The sequence below is a fragment of the Dactylosporangium sp. CA-092794 genome (assembly GCF_050948465.1).
Lineage (GTDB): Bacteria > Actinomycetota > Actinomycetes > Mycobacteriales > Micromonosporaceae > Dactylosporangium.
The window spans coordinates 12,950,940-12,967,706 of sequence record NZ_CP192044.1; the positions used below are offsets into that span (position 1 = coordinate 12,950,940).

At 73.5% G+C, this 16,767-nt stretch carries 14 protein-coding genes; 6 read left to right on the forward strand and 8 right to left on the reverse strand.

Translation table 11 applies throughout. The annotated features are described in order from the left end of the window. Positions 1–16: 16 nt before the first annotated feature. A complete protein-coding gene (locus ACQPXD_RS56200) occupies positions 17–1,579 on the reverse strand; it encodes a DUF5691 domain-containing protein (RefSeq protein WP_432833434.1) in 1,563 nt (520 codons plus the stop codon). Beyond that, positions 1,576–2,931, reverse strand: coding sequence for an SWIM zinc finger family protein (locus ACQPXD_RS56205; RefSeq protein ID WP_432833436.1), 1,356 nt, complete (start codon positions 2,929–2,931; stop codon positions 1,576–1,578). Before ACQPXD_RS56205 ends, ACQPXD_RS56200 begins: the two co-directional genes overlap by 4 nt. 55 nt (positions 2,932–2,986) lie before the next feature. On the opposite strand from ACQPXD_RS56205, the gene ACQPXD_RS56210 reads away from it, so the two are divergent. After that, entirely contained in the window at positions 2,987–3,487 is a 501-nt protein-coding gene (locus tag ACQPXD_RS56210) for a DoxX family protein (RefSeq protein ID WP_432833438.1), read from the forward strand. Here the strand turns inward: ACQPXD_RS56210 and ACQPXD_RS56215 are convergent. The 5 genes from ACQPXD_RS56215 to ACQPXD_RS56235 form a co-directional block, all read right to left on the reverse strand. Next, the gene (locus ACQPXD_RS56215; protein WP_432833440.1) at positions 3,450–3,863 is read right to left on the reverse strand and encodes a molybdenum cofactor biosynthesis protein MoaE; all 414 of its coding nucleotides are present in this window, start codon (positions 3,861–3,863) and stop codon (positions 3,450–3,452) included. The two genes, ACQPXD_RS56210 and ACQPXD_RS56215, sit on opposite strands and share 38 nt — an antisense overlap. Beyond that, positions 3,860–5,047 (reverse strand): molybdopterin molybdotransferase MoeA, encoded by a 1,188-nt coding sequence (locus ACQPXD_RS56220; protein ID WP_432833442.1) that lies wholly within the window; start codon positions 5,045–5,047, stop codon positions 3,860–3,862. Before ACQPXD_RS56220 ends, ACQPXD_RS56215 begins: the two co-directional genes overlap by 4 nt. Before the next feature lie 17 nt (positions 5,048–5,064). Then, entirely contained in the window at positions 5,065–5,544 is a 480-nt protein-coding gene (locus tag ACQPXD_RS56225) for a MogA/MoaB family molybdenum cofactor biosynthesis protein (protein WP_432833444.1), read from the reverse strand. Beyond that, the gene (gene moaC, locus ACQPXD_RS56230) at positions 5,529–5,957 is read right to left on the reverse strand and encodes a cyclic pyranopterin monophosphate synthase MoaC (protein WP_432844340.1); all 429 of its coding nucleotides are present in this window, start codon (positions 5,955–5,957) and stop codon (positions 5,529–5,531) included. The genes ACQPXD_RS56225 and moaC overlap by 16 nt, the downstream gene beginning before the upstream one ends. A gap of 490 nt (positions 5,958–6,447) precedes the next feature. After that, positions 6,448–6,639: a hypothetical protein gene (locus tag ACQPXD_RS56235; protein WP_432833446.1), complete on the reverse strand. Its 192-nt coding sequence runs from the start codon at positions 6,637–6,639 to the stop codon at positions 6,448–6,450. Between the two features lie 115 nt (positions 6,640–6,754). Here ACQPXD_RS56235 and ACQPXD_RS56240 point away from each other — a divergent pair, with 115 nt between their 5' ends. The 3 genes from ACQPXD_RS56240 to ACQPXD_RS56250 are packed head-to-tail and all read left to right on the forward strand — an operon-like array spanning position 6,755 to position 10,727. Beyond that, positions 6,755–8,857, forward strand: a complete 2,103-nt coding sequence (locus tag ACQPXD_RS56240; protein ID WP_432833448.1) for a putative bifunctional diguanylate cyclase/phosphodiesterase — start codon at positions 6,755–6,757, stop codon at positions 8,855–8,857. 22 nt (positions 8,858–8,879) lie between these two features. Next, a complete protein-coding gene (locus tag ACQPXD_RS56245; protein WP_432844342.1) occupies positions 8,880–10,085 on the forward strand; it encodes a glycosyltransferase 87 family protein in 1,206 nt (401 codons plus the stop codon). Positions 10,086–10,100: 15 nt separating this feature from the next. After that, entirely contained in the window at positions 10,101–10,727 is a 627-nt protein-coding gene (locus ACQPXD_RS56250; RefSeq protein ID WP_432833450.1) for a phosphoribosyltransferase, read from the forward strand. Between the two features lie 669 nt (positions 10,728–11,396). On the opposite strand, the gene ACQPXD_RS56255 is transcribed toward ACQPXD_RS56250, so the two are convergent. After that, positions 11,397–14,114, reverse strand: a complete 2,718-nt coding sequence (locus tag ACQPXD_RS56255; RefSeq protein ID WP_432833452.1) for a replicative DNA helicase — start codon at positions 14,112–14,114, stop codon at positions 11,397–11,399. 337 nt (positions 14,115–14,451) lie between these two features. Here ACQPXD_RS56255 and ACQPXD_RS56260 point away from each other — a divergent pair, with 337 nt between their 5' ends. Together ACQPXD_RS56260 and ACQPXD_RS56265 are read left to right on the forward strand one after the other, a co-directional pair. Then, positions 14,452–15,141 carry a hypothetical protein gene (locus ACQPXD_RS56260; protein WP_432833454.1) on the forward strand — a complete coding sequence of 230 codons (690 nt, stop codon included), beginning with the start codon at positions 14,452–14,454 and terminating at the stop codon, positions 15,139–15,141. Positions 15,142–15,231: 90 nt separating this feature from the next. Further along, positions 15,232–16,755: a YfbK domain-containing protein gene (locus ACQPXD_RS56265; RefSeq protein WP_432833456.1), complete on the forward strand. Its 1,524-nt coding sequence runs from the start codon at positions 15,232–15,234 to the stop codon at positions 16,753–16,755. Positions 16,756–16,767: the final 12 nt, after the last annotated feature.

The following is a 16,767-nucleotide window of genomic DNA, read 5'->3' on the forward strand; positions in this document are numbered from 1 at the left end:
GGGAGGTGCGGCGCCGTCACGAGAGCTCCTCGAGCATGTCGCAGCGGAACCGGAGGGTGTCGGCGAAGCGGCCGACGATGGAGGACATCGGGTCGTCGGAGGGCAGTGCGGTGGCGAGCGCGGTGGCCCGCTCGGCGGTGCCGGCCGGCAGGCGCAGCGCGGCGAGCTCGCACAGCCCGGCCAGGCGCCAGCCCGCGGAGCGGCGCCCGCCCAGGTCGTCGAGCGCGCCGAAGACGGCCTCGACCAGCGGCTCCGGCCAGGGGCGCGGGCACAGCTCGAGCACGTGCTCGACACCGACGGCGGCGGCGCCGGCCAGGCCCCGGCGCAGCACCTCGACGGCGATGGTCGCCAGTGCCCGGGAGGGCAGGGCGTCATAGAGCGCCTCGAGCAGGAGCCGGTCGTCGGGGCGGCCGCCGGCGGCGACCTCCTCGGTGAGCCGGCCGGTGAGCGCGGTGGCCCAGGCCGCGTCGCGCTGCCCGGCAGCGGCCCGGGCCAGGCCCCGGCGCAGCACGGCGGCCCACTCGTCGGTGACCGGCAGGGCGAGGAACTCCTCCGGCTCGCCCCACACCCGCAGCGGCGTGCGGGTCAGCAGCTCCTCCAGCCACCAGGCGCGCTCGCCGACGCCGGCCGGCGGGCGGGGGGTGATCCCGTCGCGGCGCATGGCCTTGTCGCAGGCGCTGGGCGGGAGGACGTGGATGCGGCCGCCGGCGACCCGCACGCAGGCGGTGGTGCGCTCGATCATGCGCCGCGCATATGCGCTGTCGGGCAGCCGGGCCAGCAGGTCGAGCCCGGCGATGCGGACCTCCTTGCGCCGGTCGTCGAGCGCGGTCTCCAGCATCGGCTCGTCGGCGGCGGACAGGCCGGTGGCCAGGGCGCCGAGCAGGGCGGCCCGGTCGTCGGGCGTCTCGGCCGCCCAGACGGCGGTGAGCATCTCCCGGGCCCGCTGCTGGCCCGCCGGCCCGCCGCGGCGCACGGCGGTGAGGATGCCGACCCGCCGGCCGATGGTGCCCAGCTCCCAGCCCTGCTGGTCGTCGGCGGCCGCGGCCCCGGCGGCCCGATCGGCCGCATCGGCGGCGTCGAGATAGCTCCAGTCGGGGCGCTGGGCGGCCAGCCACCCGGCGCGCGGGCCGCCGGCGGCGGCGATGAGCGGGCGCAGGGCCCGCTGCCGCCGGCCGATCTCCAGCAGTGCCGGGAGCAGCTCCCCGGGGACGCGCCGGTCGCCGACCGCGCCGAGCCACTCGGCGAGCAGCTCGACCCGGCCGTCGGCGTCGCGGACGGGCACGGCGTTGCTGGCGCCGTAGCCGGCGGCGTCGACGGCGAGCAGGTCGGCCGCCCGGGCCGCGGCGGACCAGGAGACCAGGGGGATCGCTGCGTCGTCGGGCGCGGGCGCCGGGACGGCGACCCCGGTGCGCGGCCGGAACCCGGCCCGCCGGTAGAGCGTGAGCGCCCCGGCCGCGTCGAGCAGGGCGTCGGTCGGGTCGGCGGAGGCGTCGCCGCCGACCCCGGCGGGCAGGGTGCGCCGCTGGGTGCCGACGAGCGCGGTGGCGAGGACGTCGCCCCAGTCGGGCAGCGCGCTCACAGCCGCACCAGCCGATCGTCGGCCCACACGCCGAGCGGGCGGAAGCCGGCCGCAGACCACTCGCCGGTGACGGTGGCGGGCCGGCCGGCGGTGACCGCGACGAGCCGCCACGGCTCCCCGGCGGCCGGGTCGAGCGGCAGGGCCGTGCCGCCGGGGTCGGCGAGCAGCCAGGTGGCGCCGTCGCGGACCGGGCAGACGGCCTCGAGCACCATCGGCCAGTAGTCGAGCCAGGGGTCGCCGGCCAGCGCCTCGGCGTGCGCGCGCAGGCCGGCCTCGATGCCGGCCCCGCCGGCGACGGCGTGCATGCGCTCCGGCGGGGCATGCCGCTTGGCGATGAGCGCCCGCTCCGGCTGCCCGCCCGGATAGAGGCAGACGTCGGCGTCGAACTCGGTGCCGGGCAGCAGGTCGATCGGCAGCGACTGCCCGGCGACCGCGAACGACAGCACGATCAGCGGCCGGCCGGAGCCGGCCCCGCGCAGCCAGGCGCGGCGGACGGTGAGCTGCTCCTCGATCTCGTCGCGCACGCCGTGGACCTGCCAGCGGTCGCGCACGGCGGGCCCGGCCAGCACGGCCTCGGTGGCGATCGGCACGCCGACCCGCATCCGCACGCTCGCGGCGAGCTCCTCGGGCAGGTCGGCGAGGCGCTGGTAGCCGCCGACCAGCAGGTGCAGCCGGGCCAGCTCGCCGAGCAGCCGCTCGGGGGAGCCCAGGACGGCGATGGTGCGGCGCAGGATGCCGGCGGCGCTCGCGGCCTGGGCGTCGACCAGCCGGGCGATCATCGTGTCCCACCCGGCGCCGCCCTTGCCGGCCCCGGCCAGCCCGGAGCGGACCTGGTCGGCGAGCCAGCGGTCGAGCTCGTCAAGGCCGCCGGCGATCCGGTCGGCCCGCCGGGCCTGCGCCTTCTCGCCGGGGGCGGCCCGGCCGGACCCGCCTCCGCCGCCGGACGCCTGCTCCGGCGGGCCGTCCGCGGCCCGGTTGGCCCGGTTGGCGCGGGCGGCCCGGGCCGCCTGCCAGGCGCCGGCCCACGAGGGCGCGACCGCCTCGGGCACGGAGCCGGCGGACCAGCGCAGCAGCAGGCCGAGGGCGTGCTTGCAGGGAAACTTGCGGCTCGGGCAGGTGCACTTGAACGCGGGCTCGGTCAGGTCGACGGCCGTCTGATACGGCGTGTTGCCGCTGCCCTGGCACAGCCCCCAGAGCGTGGGGTCGAGGTCGTCGGCGACGCTCAGCCCGGTCTCCAGCCAGGCGCGATCGCCGGCCAGCCCGCGCGCCGCCCGCTGCGCGGACGAGTCGGGCGCCAGCGCCATCACCTGGTCGGTGGTCCAGACCGTGGTGACCGTCGTTGTTTCCGCCATGCCGCTAACCGTAGTGAGGGGGTACGACATTTCTCGGGTGGGTATGTTTTGCGTCATGAGACCCGTACGCACCGCGGCCCGGTCGATGCTGGCCGCGCTGTTCGTCATCCAGGGCTGGTCCGCCTTCCGTGAGCCGCAGAAGCTCGCCGACCGGGCACGCCCGGTGACCGACCGGCTCGGGCCGGGCATCAAGGCGCTGCACCCGGCCCTGCCCAGCGACGCCGAGACGCTGGTGCGGATCAACGGGGCGGCCCAGGTGGCGGGCGGGCTGCTGCTGGCCACCGGGCGCGTCCCCCGGCCGGCGGCGCTGCTGCTGGCCGGGTCGCTGGTGCCGACCACGCTGGCCGGTCACCCGTTCTGGGCCATTGAAGACCCGCAGCAGCGCGCCATGCAGCGCGTGCAATTCCTCAAGAACGTCTCCCTGTTCGGCGGCCTGCTGATCGCCGCGCTCGACACCGAGGGCCGCCCGGGCCTGCGCTGGCGGGCCGGTCACGCGGCCAAGCAGGCCCGCCGGCGGCTCAGGGACAGTTCACCCACTCCTCTTCGCCGTCGGTGAAGACCTGACGCTTCCACACCGGCAGCCGCGCCTTGACCTCGTCGACGAGCCGGGCGCACAGCGCGAACGCCTCGGCCCGATGGGCGCTGGACACCGCGGCGACCAGCGCCACGTCGCCGATCTCGAGCCGGCCGACCCGGTGCGACACCGCCAGGCCGTGCACGGCCGGGTCGGCGGCGATCTCGGCGGCCACCTCGGCGAGCACGTCACCGGCGCTCGGGTGCCCCTCGTACTCGAGCTCCACCACGCCGCGCCCGCCGTCGTGGTCGCGCACGACGCCCGCGAACGACACGACCGCCCCGGCCGCGCTGTGCGCGACGGCGAGCTCGTGCGCGCGCACGTCCAGCGGCTCGGTGGTCACCAGGGTCTTGATCACGATCGTTCACCGTCCAGCAGCGGTACGAGCTGAGCCACCGCCCCGGCCCGCCCCTCGGTGCCGGGCGGGATCACGGCGAAGCCGACCGAGCCGGCCAGCCCCCGCAGCATCGCGGACCCGACGTGCGCCACCGGGCGGGCGCGCCCGCCGTCGAGCGTGACGAGCGCCAGGTGGGTGAAGTCGCCGCGCCCGGGCACGTCGGCGCCGAGGGTCACGCTGCTCAGCGTGGGCAGCGCGCGGCCGGTCAGGCCGGCCAGCAGTGGAAGTACCAATGAAACCAAAGCGACGAACGTGGACTGCGGGTTGCCGGGCAGGCCCGCGACGAACTGGCCGCCGGGCAGCCGCGCGACGAGCATCGGGAAGCCGGGGCGCACCGCGACCGTGTTGACCACGTATTCCGCGCCCAACTCGGCCAGCGCCGGGTGGAGGTGGTCGACCGGCCCGTGCATCGTCCCGCCGGTGGTGCAGATCACCTGCGCGCCCGCCTCGACCGCCCCGCGCAGCGCGGCCACGTGGTCCTCGAGCGTGTCGCCGACCGGACCGTGCGCGGCCACCACCTCGGTGCCGGCCCGGCGCAGCCAGGCGGGCAGCGCGGGGCCGAGCGCGTCGCGGACCCGCCCCTTGCCGGGCAGGCCGGCGGTGAGCAGCTCGTCGCCGAAGACCAGCAGCGCGGTGCGCGGGGCCGGGCGGCAGAGCAGGGTGTCGTAGCCGCACGAGGCGGCCAGCCCGATCACCCCCGGCGTGACCGGGGTGCCGGCCGGCAGCAGTTCCTCACCCGCGGCCGCCTCCTCACCCCGGCGGCGCCAATCGGGCAGCTTGCGCGGCTCGCCGGTGACGGCGCCGCCGGTCACGGTCGAGTCCTCGACCCGGACGATGGCGGTGGTACCGGCCGGAACCATGCCTCCGGTGGCGATCTCCACGCAGGTGCCGTCCGCGGCGAGCGGCTCGGCGGCGTCACCGGCGAGCACCCGCCCGACGATCCGCCACGGCGCGGGGCCGCGGGCCGCCCAGCCGTCGACGCTGGAGGTCGGGAAGGCGGGCAGGTCGGTCAGGGTCACCAGGCCGGCGGCGAGCGTCAGGCCGTCGGACTCGGCGAGCGGGACCGGCACCGCAGCGGGTGCGGCCGCCGACCCCGCCTCGAACACCGCCTCGCGGGCGGCGGACCACGCGATCGGTAACGTCACGCGAAAAGCCTAGTCGGTCAGTGGTCTCCGCCGCGCAGTTGGTCGACGGCGTGGGCCAGCACCGGGCCCAGCACGGCCAGGCCGTCCTTCGCCCCGCCACGCGAACCGGGCAGGTTGACGATCAGCGTGCGGCCGGCCACGCCGGCCAGGCCGCGGGACAGGATCGCGGTCGGCACCTTGGCGGCGCCGGCCGCTCGGATCGCCTCGGCGATGCCCGGGATCTCGTAGTCGAGCACCCGGCGGGTCATCTCCGGGGTGGCGTCGGTCGGGGTGATCCCGGTACCGCCGCTGGTCAGCACCACGTCGGCGCCGCCGGCGACCGCCTCGCGCAGCGCGGCCTCGACCGGCGGGCCGTCGGGGACGACGACCGGGTCGCCGACCTCGCAGCCGAGCTCGCGCAGGCCGGCCACCAGGATCGGGCCACTGGTGTCGGCATACACCCCGGCCGCCGCCCGGTTGGACGCGACCACGACGACCGCCCTCACGACCGCTCCCACAGACCGGTCTTGCCGCCCTCTTTGCGCAGCACCCGCACCGACTCCAGCAAGGCCGCCGGGTCGACCGCCTTGATCATGTCGATGAGCGCGAGGCCGGCGGCCGCGACCGCGGTCAGCGCCTCCATCTCCACGCCGGTGCGGTCGGCGGTGCGGGTGACCACCTCGATCTCGACGCGATCGTCACTCAGCGTCAACTCAACGGTCACGCCGTGCAGGGCGATCGGATGACACAGCGGGATGAGGTCGGGGGTGCGCTTCGCGCCCATGATCCCGGCGATCCGGGCGACCGCCAGCGCGTCACCCTTCGGCAGGGCTCCGTCGCGCAGCAGGTTCACCACTTCGCTTGTGGTACGGACGAATCCGGCCGCGACGGCCCGCCGAGCGGTCACGTCCTTGGCGGTCACGTCGACCATCCGGGCAGCGCCCGAAGCGTCCACATGGGTCAGCTCTTGAGCCACTCAGCGAGCTTAATCCCTCCGCGCGGAAGGTCGGATGATCATGCACCCTAAGGGATAGCCGGGTCGAATCAGCTATACGGAGCGTCACATTCGCCTCACCAAATCGTGACAAAGCCCGCTATAGTTCGCAAACTATGATTCGACCGACAAATCGCCTTGAGCATCTTGCGTTTTGCACCCTAGGCTGCGTTCAGTGCACGAGACGTCGATGACCTTCGATATCTCGAATGACCTTTGGGGGCAGAGATGCTGCGCGATCACGACTGGGGCTAAGCCCGCACCGCGGGTTGACAACACGCCACCATCGGCAACGATGGCCTTCTACGGCAATGCAGAAACCACCGCGAACCGACGACGCGACCAACCAGCGCCTGTGGCGTCTTGTTGGTCCCGTCGTCGTCGGTGGGATATCCGTTCACCTCTGGGCGTTGTGGCACGTCGGGGCCTACAGCGCGCAGTTCCTGCCGATGCTGATCCTGGTCGCCGTCATGGTCGGCAACGGGTTCATCCTGATCCGCGTGCGGGTCCGCGCGACGACGATCGAGACATCGCCGACCACCGCCGTGATCACCCTCGCCGCCGCATTCCTGCCGGCGCCGCCGCTGATTCTCGGCGTCGTGTGCGGGAAACTGATCAATCAGCTCACCCGCCGGCGCACAGAACCCGTAAAAATCGCATTTAACGTGGCAAAAGAGACGGTATGTGCCGCGGCCGCGGCCTTCGCTGCGGAAGCAGCGGGAACCGTACCGATTTTGTTACGCCCCGAAGCGAGCGTCGGCGGCGTCATTCCCGGCATGTTCGTCGGATTCCTGGCCTACACCGTCGCCGACGAGATCATCTCGCAGGCGCTGTTCGCGATCGTCACCCACACCTCCTACCGCAAGCGCCTCGTCGCCCAGGTCAACGCCCAGGTGATCCCCCGGCTCGGGCTCTTCGCGGTCGCCCTGGCCACCGTCGCGGCGTACCAGGTCAGCGAGTGGCTCCTGCTCGTGCTGCCGCCGCTGGTGTACGCCATCCACCTGGCCGCGGCCAACCAGGTCCGCACCCGGCAGGTCAACGAGGCGTGGCAGCGCCTGGCCGAGGCCACCGACGAGTTCAACTCCGTCGACCAGACCGCCGTGCTCTACGCCGCCGTCCGCCGCGCCACCGACATCTTCTCCACCGACGAGGCCGAGGTCGAGATCCACCCGCCGACCGGCGACGCCCGCCTGGTGCGCAGCAACGGCGAGCGGATCCTCTTCGACGGCCGGCCCGGCGACGCGCCCACCGCCGACGGGTTCGTCATCCCGGTCGCCCTGGAGAGCTACCGCGGCGACGCCGACCTCGGCGAGCTGCGGCTGCGCTTCCGCGGCTCGGAGACGGTCGGGCTCACCGAGCGCGAGCAGTACACGCTGCGCACCTTCACCGCCGCGCTGTGCACCGCCATCCGCAACGCGGCCACCTTCGCCGAGACCCAGCGCCTCGCCGACAGCCACGCCCGGGCCGCCGCCCAGGACCCGCTCACCCGGCTGGCCAACCGCCGCCGCCTGCAGCAGTACGGCGACGAGGTCCTCTCCGCCGGCGGCGTCGTCGGCGTCATGCTGATCGACCTCAACCACTTCAAAGAGGTCAACGACACCCTCGGACACTCCGAGGGCGACAAGGTCCTCATCGCCGTCGCCGAACGCCTCACCGCCGCCGCCCGCCCCGGCGACCTGGTCGCCCGCTTCGGCGGCGACGAGTTCGCGATCGTCCTCACCGGCCTGAGCGCCCCCGCCCTCGGCGAGCTGCGCGCCCACGCGATGCTCGACGCCCTCGCCCCGCCGATCGAGCTCGACGACATGCGCATCAGCGTCGAGGCCAGCTGCGGCGTCACCACCGCCACCGGCGGCAACGTCGGCGAGCTGCTGCGCCGCGCCGACGTGGCCCTCTACCAGGCCAAACAGGAGGGCCAGCGGGTCGTCGTCTACGCCCGGGCCCGCGACACCGCCGACATCGGCAGCCTCGCCCTCGGCGGCGACCTCGCCCGCGCCGTCGCCGAGCAGCAGTTCGCCGTCCACTTCCAGCCCATCGTCGACCTGGCCAGCGGCCGGGTCATCGCCGCCGAGGCGCTCACCCGCTGGCAGCACCCCGACCGCGGGTACCTCTCGCCGGACCGCTTCCTCGGCGCCATCGAGCGCTCCGGCCAGCTCGCCGCCTTCGCCGACGCCGTGCTCGACCAGGCCCTCGTCGCCGTCACCCAGTGGGCCGACGCCGGCCACCAGATCCCGGTCGCGGTCAACGTATCCCCGCGCAGCCTGCTCGACCCGTCCTTCCCCGACGCGGTCGCCCGCCGCCTCGGCGCCCGCGGCGTGCCCTCCTCCGCCCTCGTCATCGAGCTCACCGAGTCGGTCACGCTGAGCAAGCTGGAGGTCGTCGACGAGGTCCTCGCCGCCCTGCGCGACCAGGGCATCCGCCTCGCCCTCGACGACTTCGGCACCGGCTTCTCCTCGCTGGCCACCCTGGCCCGGGTCCCCGTCGACGAGCTCAAGATCGACCGCAGCTTCGTCGCCGCCATGAACGCCTCCGCCCCCGGCGCCGTCGTCCGCTCCACCATCGACCTCGGCCGCAGCCTCGACCTGCTGATCGTCGCCGAGGGCGTGGAGCGCGAGGAGCAGCGGCGGCAACTGTGGGAGCTCGGCTGCCCGGCCGGCCAGGGCCACCTCTTCGCCCGCGCCATGCCGGCCGACCGGCTCCTCGCCGCCCTCGACCGCGGCGACGGCCACCTCGCCACCCCGCTGCACGACACCGGCGCGGTCATCCGCATGTCCCGCAGCCGCCGCGCCCGCCGCATGAGCATGGGCGGCGAGCCACCCGGCCGCGAGCGCTCGACATAGGACGTCCTGCCAGAATGGTGCGATCAGCACCGACCTGCGCGCCCGCCTCGTAGACGCCGCCGGCTACGCGCTCTGCGCCGCGTTCGCCGGCGTCACCGCCCTCACCTCCACGCTCCTGCCGCACCGCGCCTGGGGCGAAATCGCCTGGATCGGCTATGCCGTTGCCGTGGTGGCGGTACTCGTACTGGGCCGCCTCCGCGTCGTACCCCTCGTCTTCGCCGCCACCGCCCTCGCCCCGCTGCTGGTCGAGGCGGTGCAGCGAGCGGCCGGGCGCACCGACCGCGCCCAGGAGGAGGTCCTCGTAGTCGAGCGGATGGGCGAACGTCTCGCGCACACCGGCACCCCGTACCTCGGCCACACCGCGATCGCCGCCCTGCCCGACGGCGAGCGACTGCTCGGCTACGCGCCGTACCAACCGGGCATGGCCCTCTTCGGCCTGCCGCGCGCCGCCTTCGGCCCGGCGTGGTGGACCGACGCGCGCGTGTGGTTCGCGGTGGTCACCGTCCTCTGCCTGGGGTACACCATGAGCCTGCTCCGCCCGGTGTCCGCCCCGGCCCGTTCACTCCGCCTGGCGCAGGCCGTCGCGGTGCTCCCGCTGTGCACCCTGACCCTGGCCACGGGCGGCGACGACCTGCCCGTCCTCACGCTCTGCCTGCTGGCCACCGCCCTGGCCGCCCGCGCCCGGCTCACCGCCGCCGGCGTCGCTGTCGGCCTGGCCGGCGCGCTCAAGCTCTTCGCCCTCCCGGTCGCCGCCGTGCTGCTGGTCCTGGCGTTCACCCGGGCCGGCCCGCGCCGCGCCGCGCAGTACGCGCTGGCCGCGTTCGGCATCCCCCTGCTGGCCCTCGTGCCGGCGCTGCTCGTCGACGCCGACGCCTACATCGAGAACGCCGTACGCTTCCCGGCCGGCCACGGCCTGGTCACCAGCCCGGCCCAGTCCCCGCTACCCGGCCACCTCATCGCCACCGCCGTGCCGGCCGGCCGCGCGATCGCCCTCGCCCTGCTCCTGCTCGCCGGCGTCGCCATCGCCTTCCTCCTGCTCCGCCGCCCGCCGGACACCGCGGGCACCGCCGCCGCGTACGTCGCCGCCGGCCTCACCACCGCTATCTTGCTCACGCCGAGCACGCGGTTCGGCTACTTGCTGTATCCGGTCGCCTTCCTCGCCCTGTGGTGGTCCCTGCGGGAGGACGCACCCACCGACCGGGTGACGCCACCGTCGCACCCGGCGTAGACAGGAGATATGGGCGTGCGGCACACCTTCCGCAACCGGCTCGAAGCGGGCGCGGTGCTGGCCGAACGCCTGTCCCGATACGCCGACCACCCGGACGCGATCGCCCTGGGCCTGGTCCGCGGCGGCGTCCCGGTCGCGGCCGAGGTCGCCCGCCGCCTGCACATCCCGCTCGATGTCCTGGTGGTCCGCAAGCTCGGCGTCCCATGGGCCCCCGAGGTGGCCTTCGGCGCCCTGGGCCCCGGCGGCGTCCAGGTGCTCAACGACGAGATCGCCGGCCGCCTGGAGCCCGGCGAGATCGACCTGGTGATCCGCCACGAGACGGCCGAACTCCGCCGCCGCGAACGCCTCTTCCGCCTGGGCCGCCCACCCTTGGACCTGACCGGCCGCACCGCCCTCATCATCGACGACGGCCTGGCCACCGGCGCCACGGCGGGCGCCGCGGTGGCGGTGGCCCGCACCTTGTCGGCCGCCCACGTGGTCCTGGCCACCCCGGTCGGCGCCGCGTCCGCCGTCTCCCGCCTGTCCCACCTGGCCGACGAGGTGATCTGCCCACTGTCGGAGTCCGACTTCGGCGCCGTGAGCCGCTACTACGACGACTTCCACCAACTAGCCGACACGGACGTGACCCGCCTCTTGGCCTGACCCCGCCCTGAACTACTAAAACTCTCCACGATCATGCACACCACCACTTGCCACCACGCCTTTGCCATGATCACGGAGAGATTATGTACACATAGGTACATTTCCACTCCGTGATCACGAAAAACCCCATTACGCGGCCCACCTACCTCATGATCACGGAGACTTCCGGTCGACCCGGCACCCCTCGGTCCAGCGCCCCTCGATCGCCCGCGGCCCGACACCCTTCGACCCGGCCAAGGGCCACGCCCCGTGCTAGCGGCAGACACCCGATGAGGCGCACGGCGCAAAGCCTCGCCTCGCCGAACCGCACCGCCGGGCCGGCCCCCGCTCGACCCGCCCGGCCCACCGCGACCACCGGGCCAGGCCCCACTCCTCCCCGTTCCGCTCCCGGCGCCGCGCCTCGCCCGGCCCTCCTGCCGCGCCCGCGGTCCGGCCCGGTCGCCCCGCTCAGCCCACCACGCCCGGCCCGCCCGCCCGCCCGGCCCGCCCGCCCGCCCGGCCCGCCCGTGCCGCCCGTCCCAGCGCCGCGCCTCGCCCGGCCCTCCTGCCGCGCCCGCGGTCCGGCCCGGTCGCCCCGCTCCGCCCGCCCGCTCCGCCCGCCCGTGCCGGCTGGCCGCCCGGCCTGGCCGCCCGTGCCGGCCACCGGTTGGGCCCGGCGCGGGGCCGCGGTCAGATCGCCATGTCGACGAACCGCGAGAGGTGCAGCTGCGCCGCGACCGTGATCGTGTCCGTCGGGCCGTTACGGTGCTTCGCCACGATGAAGTCCGCCTCTCCGGCCCGGGGTGACTCCTTGTCGTAGTAGTCGTCGCGGTGCAGCAGGATCACGACGTCGGCGTCCTGCTCGATCGAGTTATGGGTCGCTATGCCGTTGGCCACGAAGTTGTGCGCGCCCGGGACGGTCGCGTCGTAGACCTCCTGCTCACCCAGGCTCTCGATCGAGCGGATCTCGTCCCAGAAGACGTCGTTCGTGGCGTGGAGATCGAGGTCGGCGCTGTCGAGGACCGCGGCGATCCGGGCCAGGCGCGGCCGGCTCGGCGCGCGCTTCCACATCGAGCTGCCGCCGAACCGCGTGCCCGTGGCGCTGGCGAACTCCCGGTGAGAAATCCCCTGGTCCAGCAGGATCGAGCGGACCGAGCCCCACACCTCCTTCGGCACCGTATCGACGTTGGTGTTGCTCTGCGTCACCTCGAGCCGCGCCCGCAGTCGCTCACACGCCGCGCCGCGAGCACCATAGACGCCGATCTCGCGAAGGAAGCGGAGTTGGTCATCGCGGCCGGACACGTCCAGGGTCCATTGCGGCCGATACACCCCCGGCGTGACGGCGCGGATCCGGGCCGTGACGCCGAACCGCAGCAGGAGGCGCGAGATCCCGTTGAGCATCGCCTGGCTCGTCGACGCGAAGCAGATGCGCCCGCTGCCTCCGTCCGTCCGGGTCGTCACCGAACCGTCGGTGGCCCACAGATGCCGCAGGAACAGCCGGACCTGATCCTTCGGCAGCGAGAACAGCGCCTCGGGCAGGAACTTCTCATGGGACCGCAGCCCGAACAAGCCCAATCCGTCGAGCCACGCGGCGATCGGATCGCGCCGGCCGCGGGCGAGGCGGAAGGGCGCTGGAAGGCGCAGCGAGGTGACTCTCGCGGCCGCGTAGTCATCGCGCACAGCGGTGATACCGAAATGACGGGCCGCCTCGGAGACGGCCTCCAGGTTGGCCTCGTCGACGCTGGCGTAGCGAATCGGCTGCCGCCGGACGAAGGAGCCGTCGCCCAGCAGGTGGGCCAGGAGAACCACCTCGGGCTCGGGCCACGGCTGGATCTCCAGCGGCGGCGGAACGTGGCGGGGAACCGCCACCCGCCCGCCGACCGCCAGGTCGCCAAGCGGGACCCAACCCGTGAACGTCAGGAACGGATGGTTGGCCGTCGCCTCGATCGTCTTGCCGGACGTCAGCCGCATCCGGTAGACCTCCTTGCGTCCGCTCGAGAACGCATGCGTCATCGTGCGCGACACATATTGCAGCTTCTCGTTCAGCGCCCAGACCGGAATGTCGCGGGCGCCCGACCGCAGGATCTCGCCGATCGTCGTCTCCGCGTTGGTGTCGGCCCGCATGATCCTGGTGCCGGCGGTGAGGCATCCCGACTCGCGCAGGTCGGACAATTGGGGGCGCTTGTCGGTGCGTTGCTCGGGGCCGCGGTTGAGCTGGCTGACCGCGACCACCGGGCACTCGACCTCCTTGGCGAGCAGCTTCAGGCCGCGGGACAGGTCGGCGACCTCCTGCTGGCGGCTCTCGGTGCGCTTCGGGCTGGTCATCAGCTGCAGGTAGTCGACCACGATGAGCTTGAGGTCGTGGCGCTGCTTGAGCCGCCGGGCCTTGGCCCGGATCTCCATGAGGTTCATGTTCGGGGTGTCGTCGACGAACAGCGGGGCCTCGCTGATCTCGCCCATCCGCCGGGCGAGCTTGGTCCAGTCGTCGTCGGAGAGTTGCCCGGAGCGCAGCACGTGCAGCGGCACGCGGGCTTCGGCGGAGAGCAGCCGCATGACGATCTCGACCTTGGACATCTCCAGGCTGAAGATCGCCGAGGCCATGTTGTGCTTCACCGACGCCGCCCGGCTGAAATCCATAGCGGCGGTAGATTTGCCTAAACCCGGACGGCCGGCGACGATGATCAGCTGGCCGGCGTGCAGGCCGTTGAGCAGGCGGTCCAGGTCGCTGAAGCCGGTCGGGACGCCGGTCATCATGCCGCCCTGGGCGCCGACCGCCTCGATCTCGTCGAGGGTGGGCTGCAGCATCTCGGCGAGGACCGCGAAGTCCTCGCTGACCCGCTTCTCCGTGACGTCGTAGATGGCCTGCTGGGCCAGGTCGACCACGTCGTCGACGTCGCGGCCGCCCGGGCCGCCGGCGCCGTAGCCGAGTTGCACGATACGGGTGCCGGCCTCGATCACGCGGCGCAGCACGGCGCGCTCGGCGACGATGCGGGCGTAGTAGCTGGCGTTGGCGGCCGTGGGGACGGTCGTCATCAGCGTGTGCAGATATGGCGCGCCGCCGATCTTCGCGATCTGGCCCGCGTCGGTCAGGGTGGCGGCGACGGTGACGGCGTCGGCGGGCTCGCCGCGGCCGTAGAGGTCGAGGATCGCGTCGAAGATGACGCTGTGGGACGGCTTGTAGAAGTCGTGGGTCTTGAGGATCTCCACGACGTCGGCGATCGCGTCCTTCGACAGCAGCATGCCGCCCAGGACGCTCTGCTCGGCGGCGACGTCCTGGGGCGGGGTGCGCTCGAACGAGCCGCCGCCCCCGGAGGGTGCGCCACCGCCGCCCGCGTCAGGGCCGCCGCGCGGCTCGGCCGGCGTCGCGCCCTCCCATGGATCCGTTCGCCTGTCATCGGTGACCGACACTTCGCCCCCCAACGCCGCACCCCTGCGAGGACTAGTAGACCTCGGGGGTACGACAAAAACTCGCCGGCGCGCGACGCGCCCGGGCAACGGTATGGGGCGACTGGCGTTCGATGAAAGTTAGCCGGTGGACAAGCCTCTGGACAACCTGTGGATGAACCCGCCAGACCTTGGGATACCTTGTGGACACGCCTGTGGACAACGCTTCCAGGGGTACCAATAAATGGTCTTTGACCTGGCGATTCGCCATCCACAGGCTGTGTGCGGTAAAAAGAGGGAGGCAAATTTTCCGACTGGACGGCCGATGGCGAAAAGGTCACGAACGGGTGACGCTCCGCCCGTGGGATACCCGGAGTGGGAGAGATCACGCGACGGCCGCGACCGCCAGGTGCCGGAAACCGGCCGGTGGGATCTGCGGCAGGAGCGGTGGGTCCCTCAGCCGCGCAATCCCGATGACGAGGACTACGGCATCGAGCCGTTCCCGGCGCGCTCGGATCCCTATCGGCGCCCGGGCCAGGGTCGTGTCCTCGACTACGAAGACTGGGACGGCGGCTACCAGCGGCGCCCGGAGCCGTATCCGCCGGCCCGGCGCGATCCCAGCGGCGACTTCCGCCGCCCGCCGCGGTCGCTGCCGCCGGAGGACTTCGAGGACGACGACGATTACGAGGACGACGAGGACGAGCCCGACCAGCGCAGCGTCTACATCGGCTCGTTCATCGCCACCGCGTGCTGGTATCTGGTGGCGATCGCCGCGTATGCGGGCTGGTCGCTGACGCTGTCGACCGATCCGCGGCCGGGGTGCACCAATGCCTTCGGGCTGCCGTGCCCCGCGCCGCGCACCGAGGCGCTGACCAACCTGTTCAACATCGTTCCGCAGATCGCCGTGGCGATGGCGATCAGCATCACCATCGCGATGTTCCTCGGCTGGCTGACGACCGGCTGGCGGGCGCTCGCGATCGGGTTCGCCTCGGCCGTGCTGGGCGCGGGCGTGGCGACCGTGCTGTTCGCGGTGCTCGAGACGCAATTCTAACGTTCGATCACTGTCGGGTCACCGTCCGGTCACGGCGGGAGCCGCCCGCGGTGTACCGCCGTCTGACTGGCCACACACCTTCGAGGAGGCATGATGGCCAGCCGAAATCTGCGCTTCGCCGTCGTCGTGGCGCTCGTCGCCACCGCACTGGCGGCCTGCAGCGCGGCGTCGGAATCTGATAGCGGTACCGCGGACCAGGCGGCCCCGGCCAACGGCTCCGGCGCGATGCCGGATGGGCTCGCGGGCGGGGCGGCGGCGACCGGTGCACCCGCCGACCGCGCGGACGAGGGAGCGGGAGAGGTGGCGGCGGCCGACCGGCCCGTGTCGACGTTTGCGGTGGACGTCGACACGGCGTCGTATGGCTTCGCGCGGCGCACCTTGCTGTCGGGCCAGCGGCCGGCGGCGAGCACGATCCGCCCGGAGGAGTTCGTCAACGCGTTCGATCAGGGGTACCGCCAACCGAACGGCAACGGCTTCGCGATCACGGCCGATGGGACCCGCCTGCCCGAGACGCATCGCGGTGCCGGCGCCGACGCCCGGCTGCTGCGGGTGGGGCTGCAGACCGAGGCCGGCACGGATGCCGGTCGGCCGGATGCGGCGCTGACGTTCGTCGTGGACGTCTCGGGCTCGATGGCCGAGCCGGGCAAGCTCGACCTCGTCCAGCACGGCCTGGACACGCTGGTGGACCAGCTCCGGCCGGCCGACTCGGTGGCGCTGGTGGCGTACTCGGACCGGGCCGAGGTGCTGCGCCCCATGACGCCGGTGCGGGATCGCCGCGCGCTGCATGACGCGATCGGGCGGCTGCGGGTGGCGGGGAGCACGAACCTGGAGGCGGGCCTGCGGCTGGGCTACGACACGGCCCGCGACGGGTTCCGGGCATCGGCGACGAACCGGGTCATCCTGCTCTCCGACGGCCTGCCGAACGTCGGCACGACCGACGCCTCGGCGCTGGTCCGCGTGATCCAGGAGGCGGCCGCGAAGCAGATCACGCTGCTCGGGGTCGGCGTGGGCAGCGACTACGGCGACAAGTTCATGGAGCAGCTCGCCGACAAGGGCGACGGCTACGTCGTGTACGTCAGCGACGAGACTGAGGCGGACCGGGTCTTCGTCCAGCAGTTCCCCTCGACGGTGGCGCTGCGCGCGCTGGACGCGAAGGCACAGGTCGAGTTCGACCCGCAGGCGGTGCGGTCGTACCGCCTGATCGGCTATGAAGACCGCGCGCTGTCGGCCTCGGCGTTTCGCAACGACCGCGTCGACGGCGGCGAGGTGGGCCCGGGACACGCGGTCACGGCGCTGTATGCCCTGCACCTGCGCCCGGGTGCGCAGGGCCACCTGGCCGACGTGCGGGTGCGCTGGCAGGACCCGAAGACCCGGGAGCCGAGCGAGCTCGCCCAGCCGGTGACGGTCGACGCCCTGGACGGGGCCTTCGCGGAGGCGTCGCCCGCGCTGCGCACCTGCTACGCGGCGGCCTACCTCGCCGAGGTGCTGCGCAACAGCCCCTACGCGACGGAGGTGCGCCTCGCCGACCTGCGCGAGATCGCCCGGAGCGCCGATGATTCGCCCCAGGCCCGCGAGCTGGAGGGCATGATCGCCGCCGCCGTCCCGCTCTACTGAGGACGCGAAAGG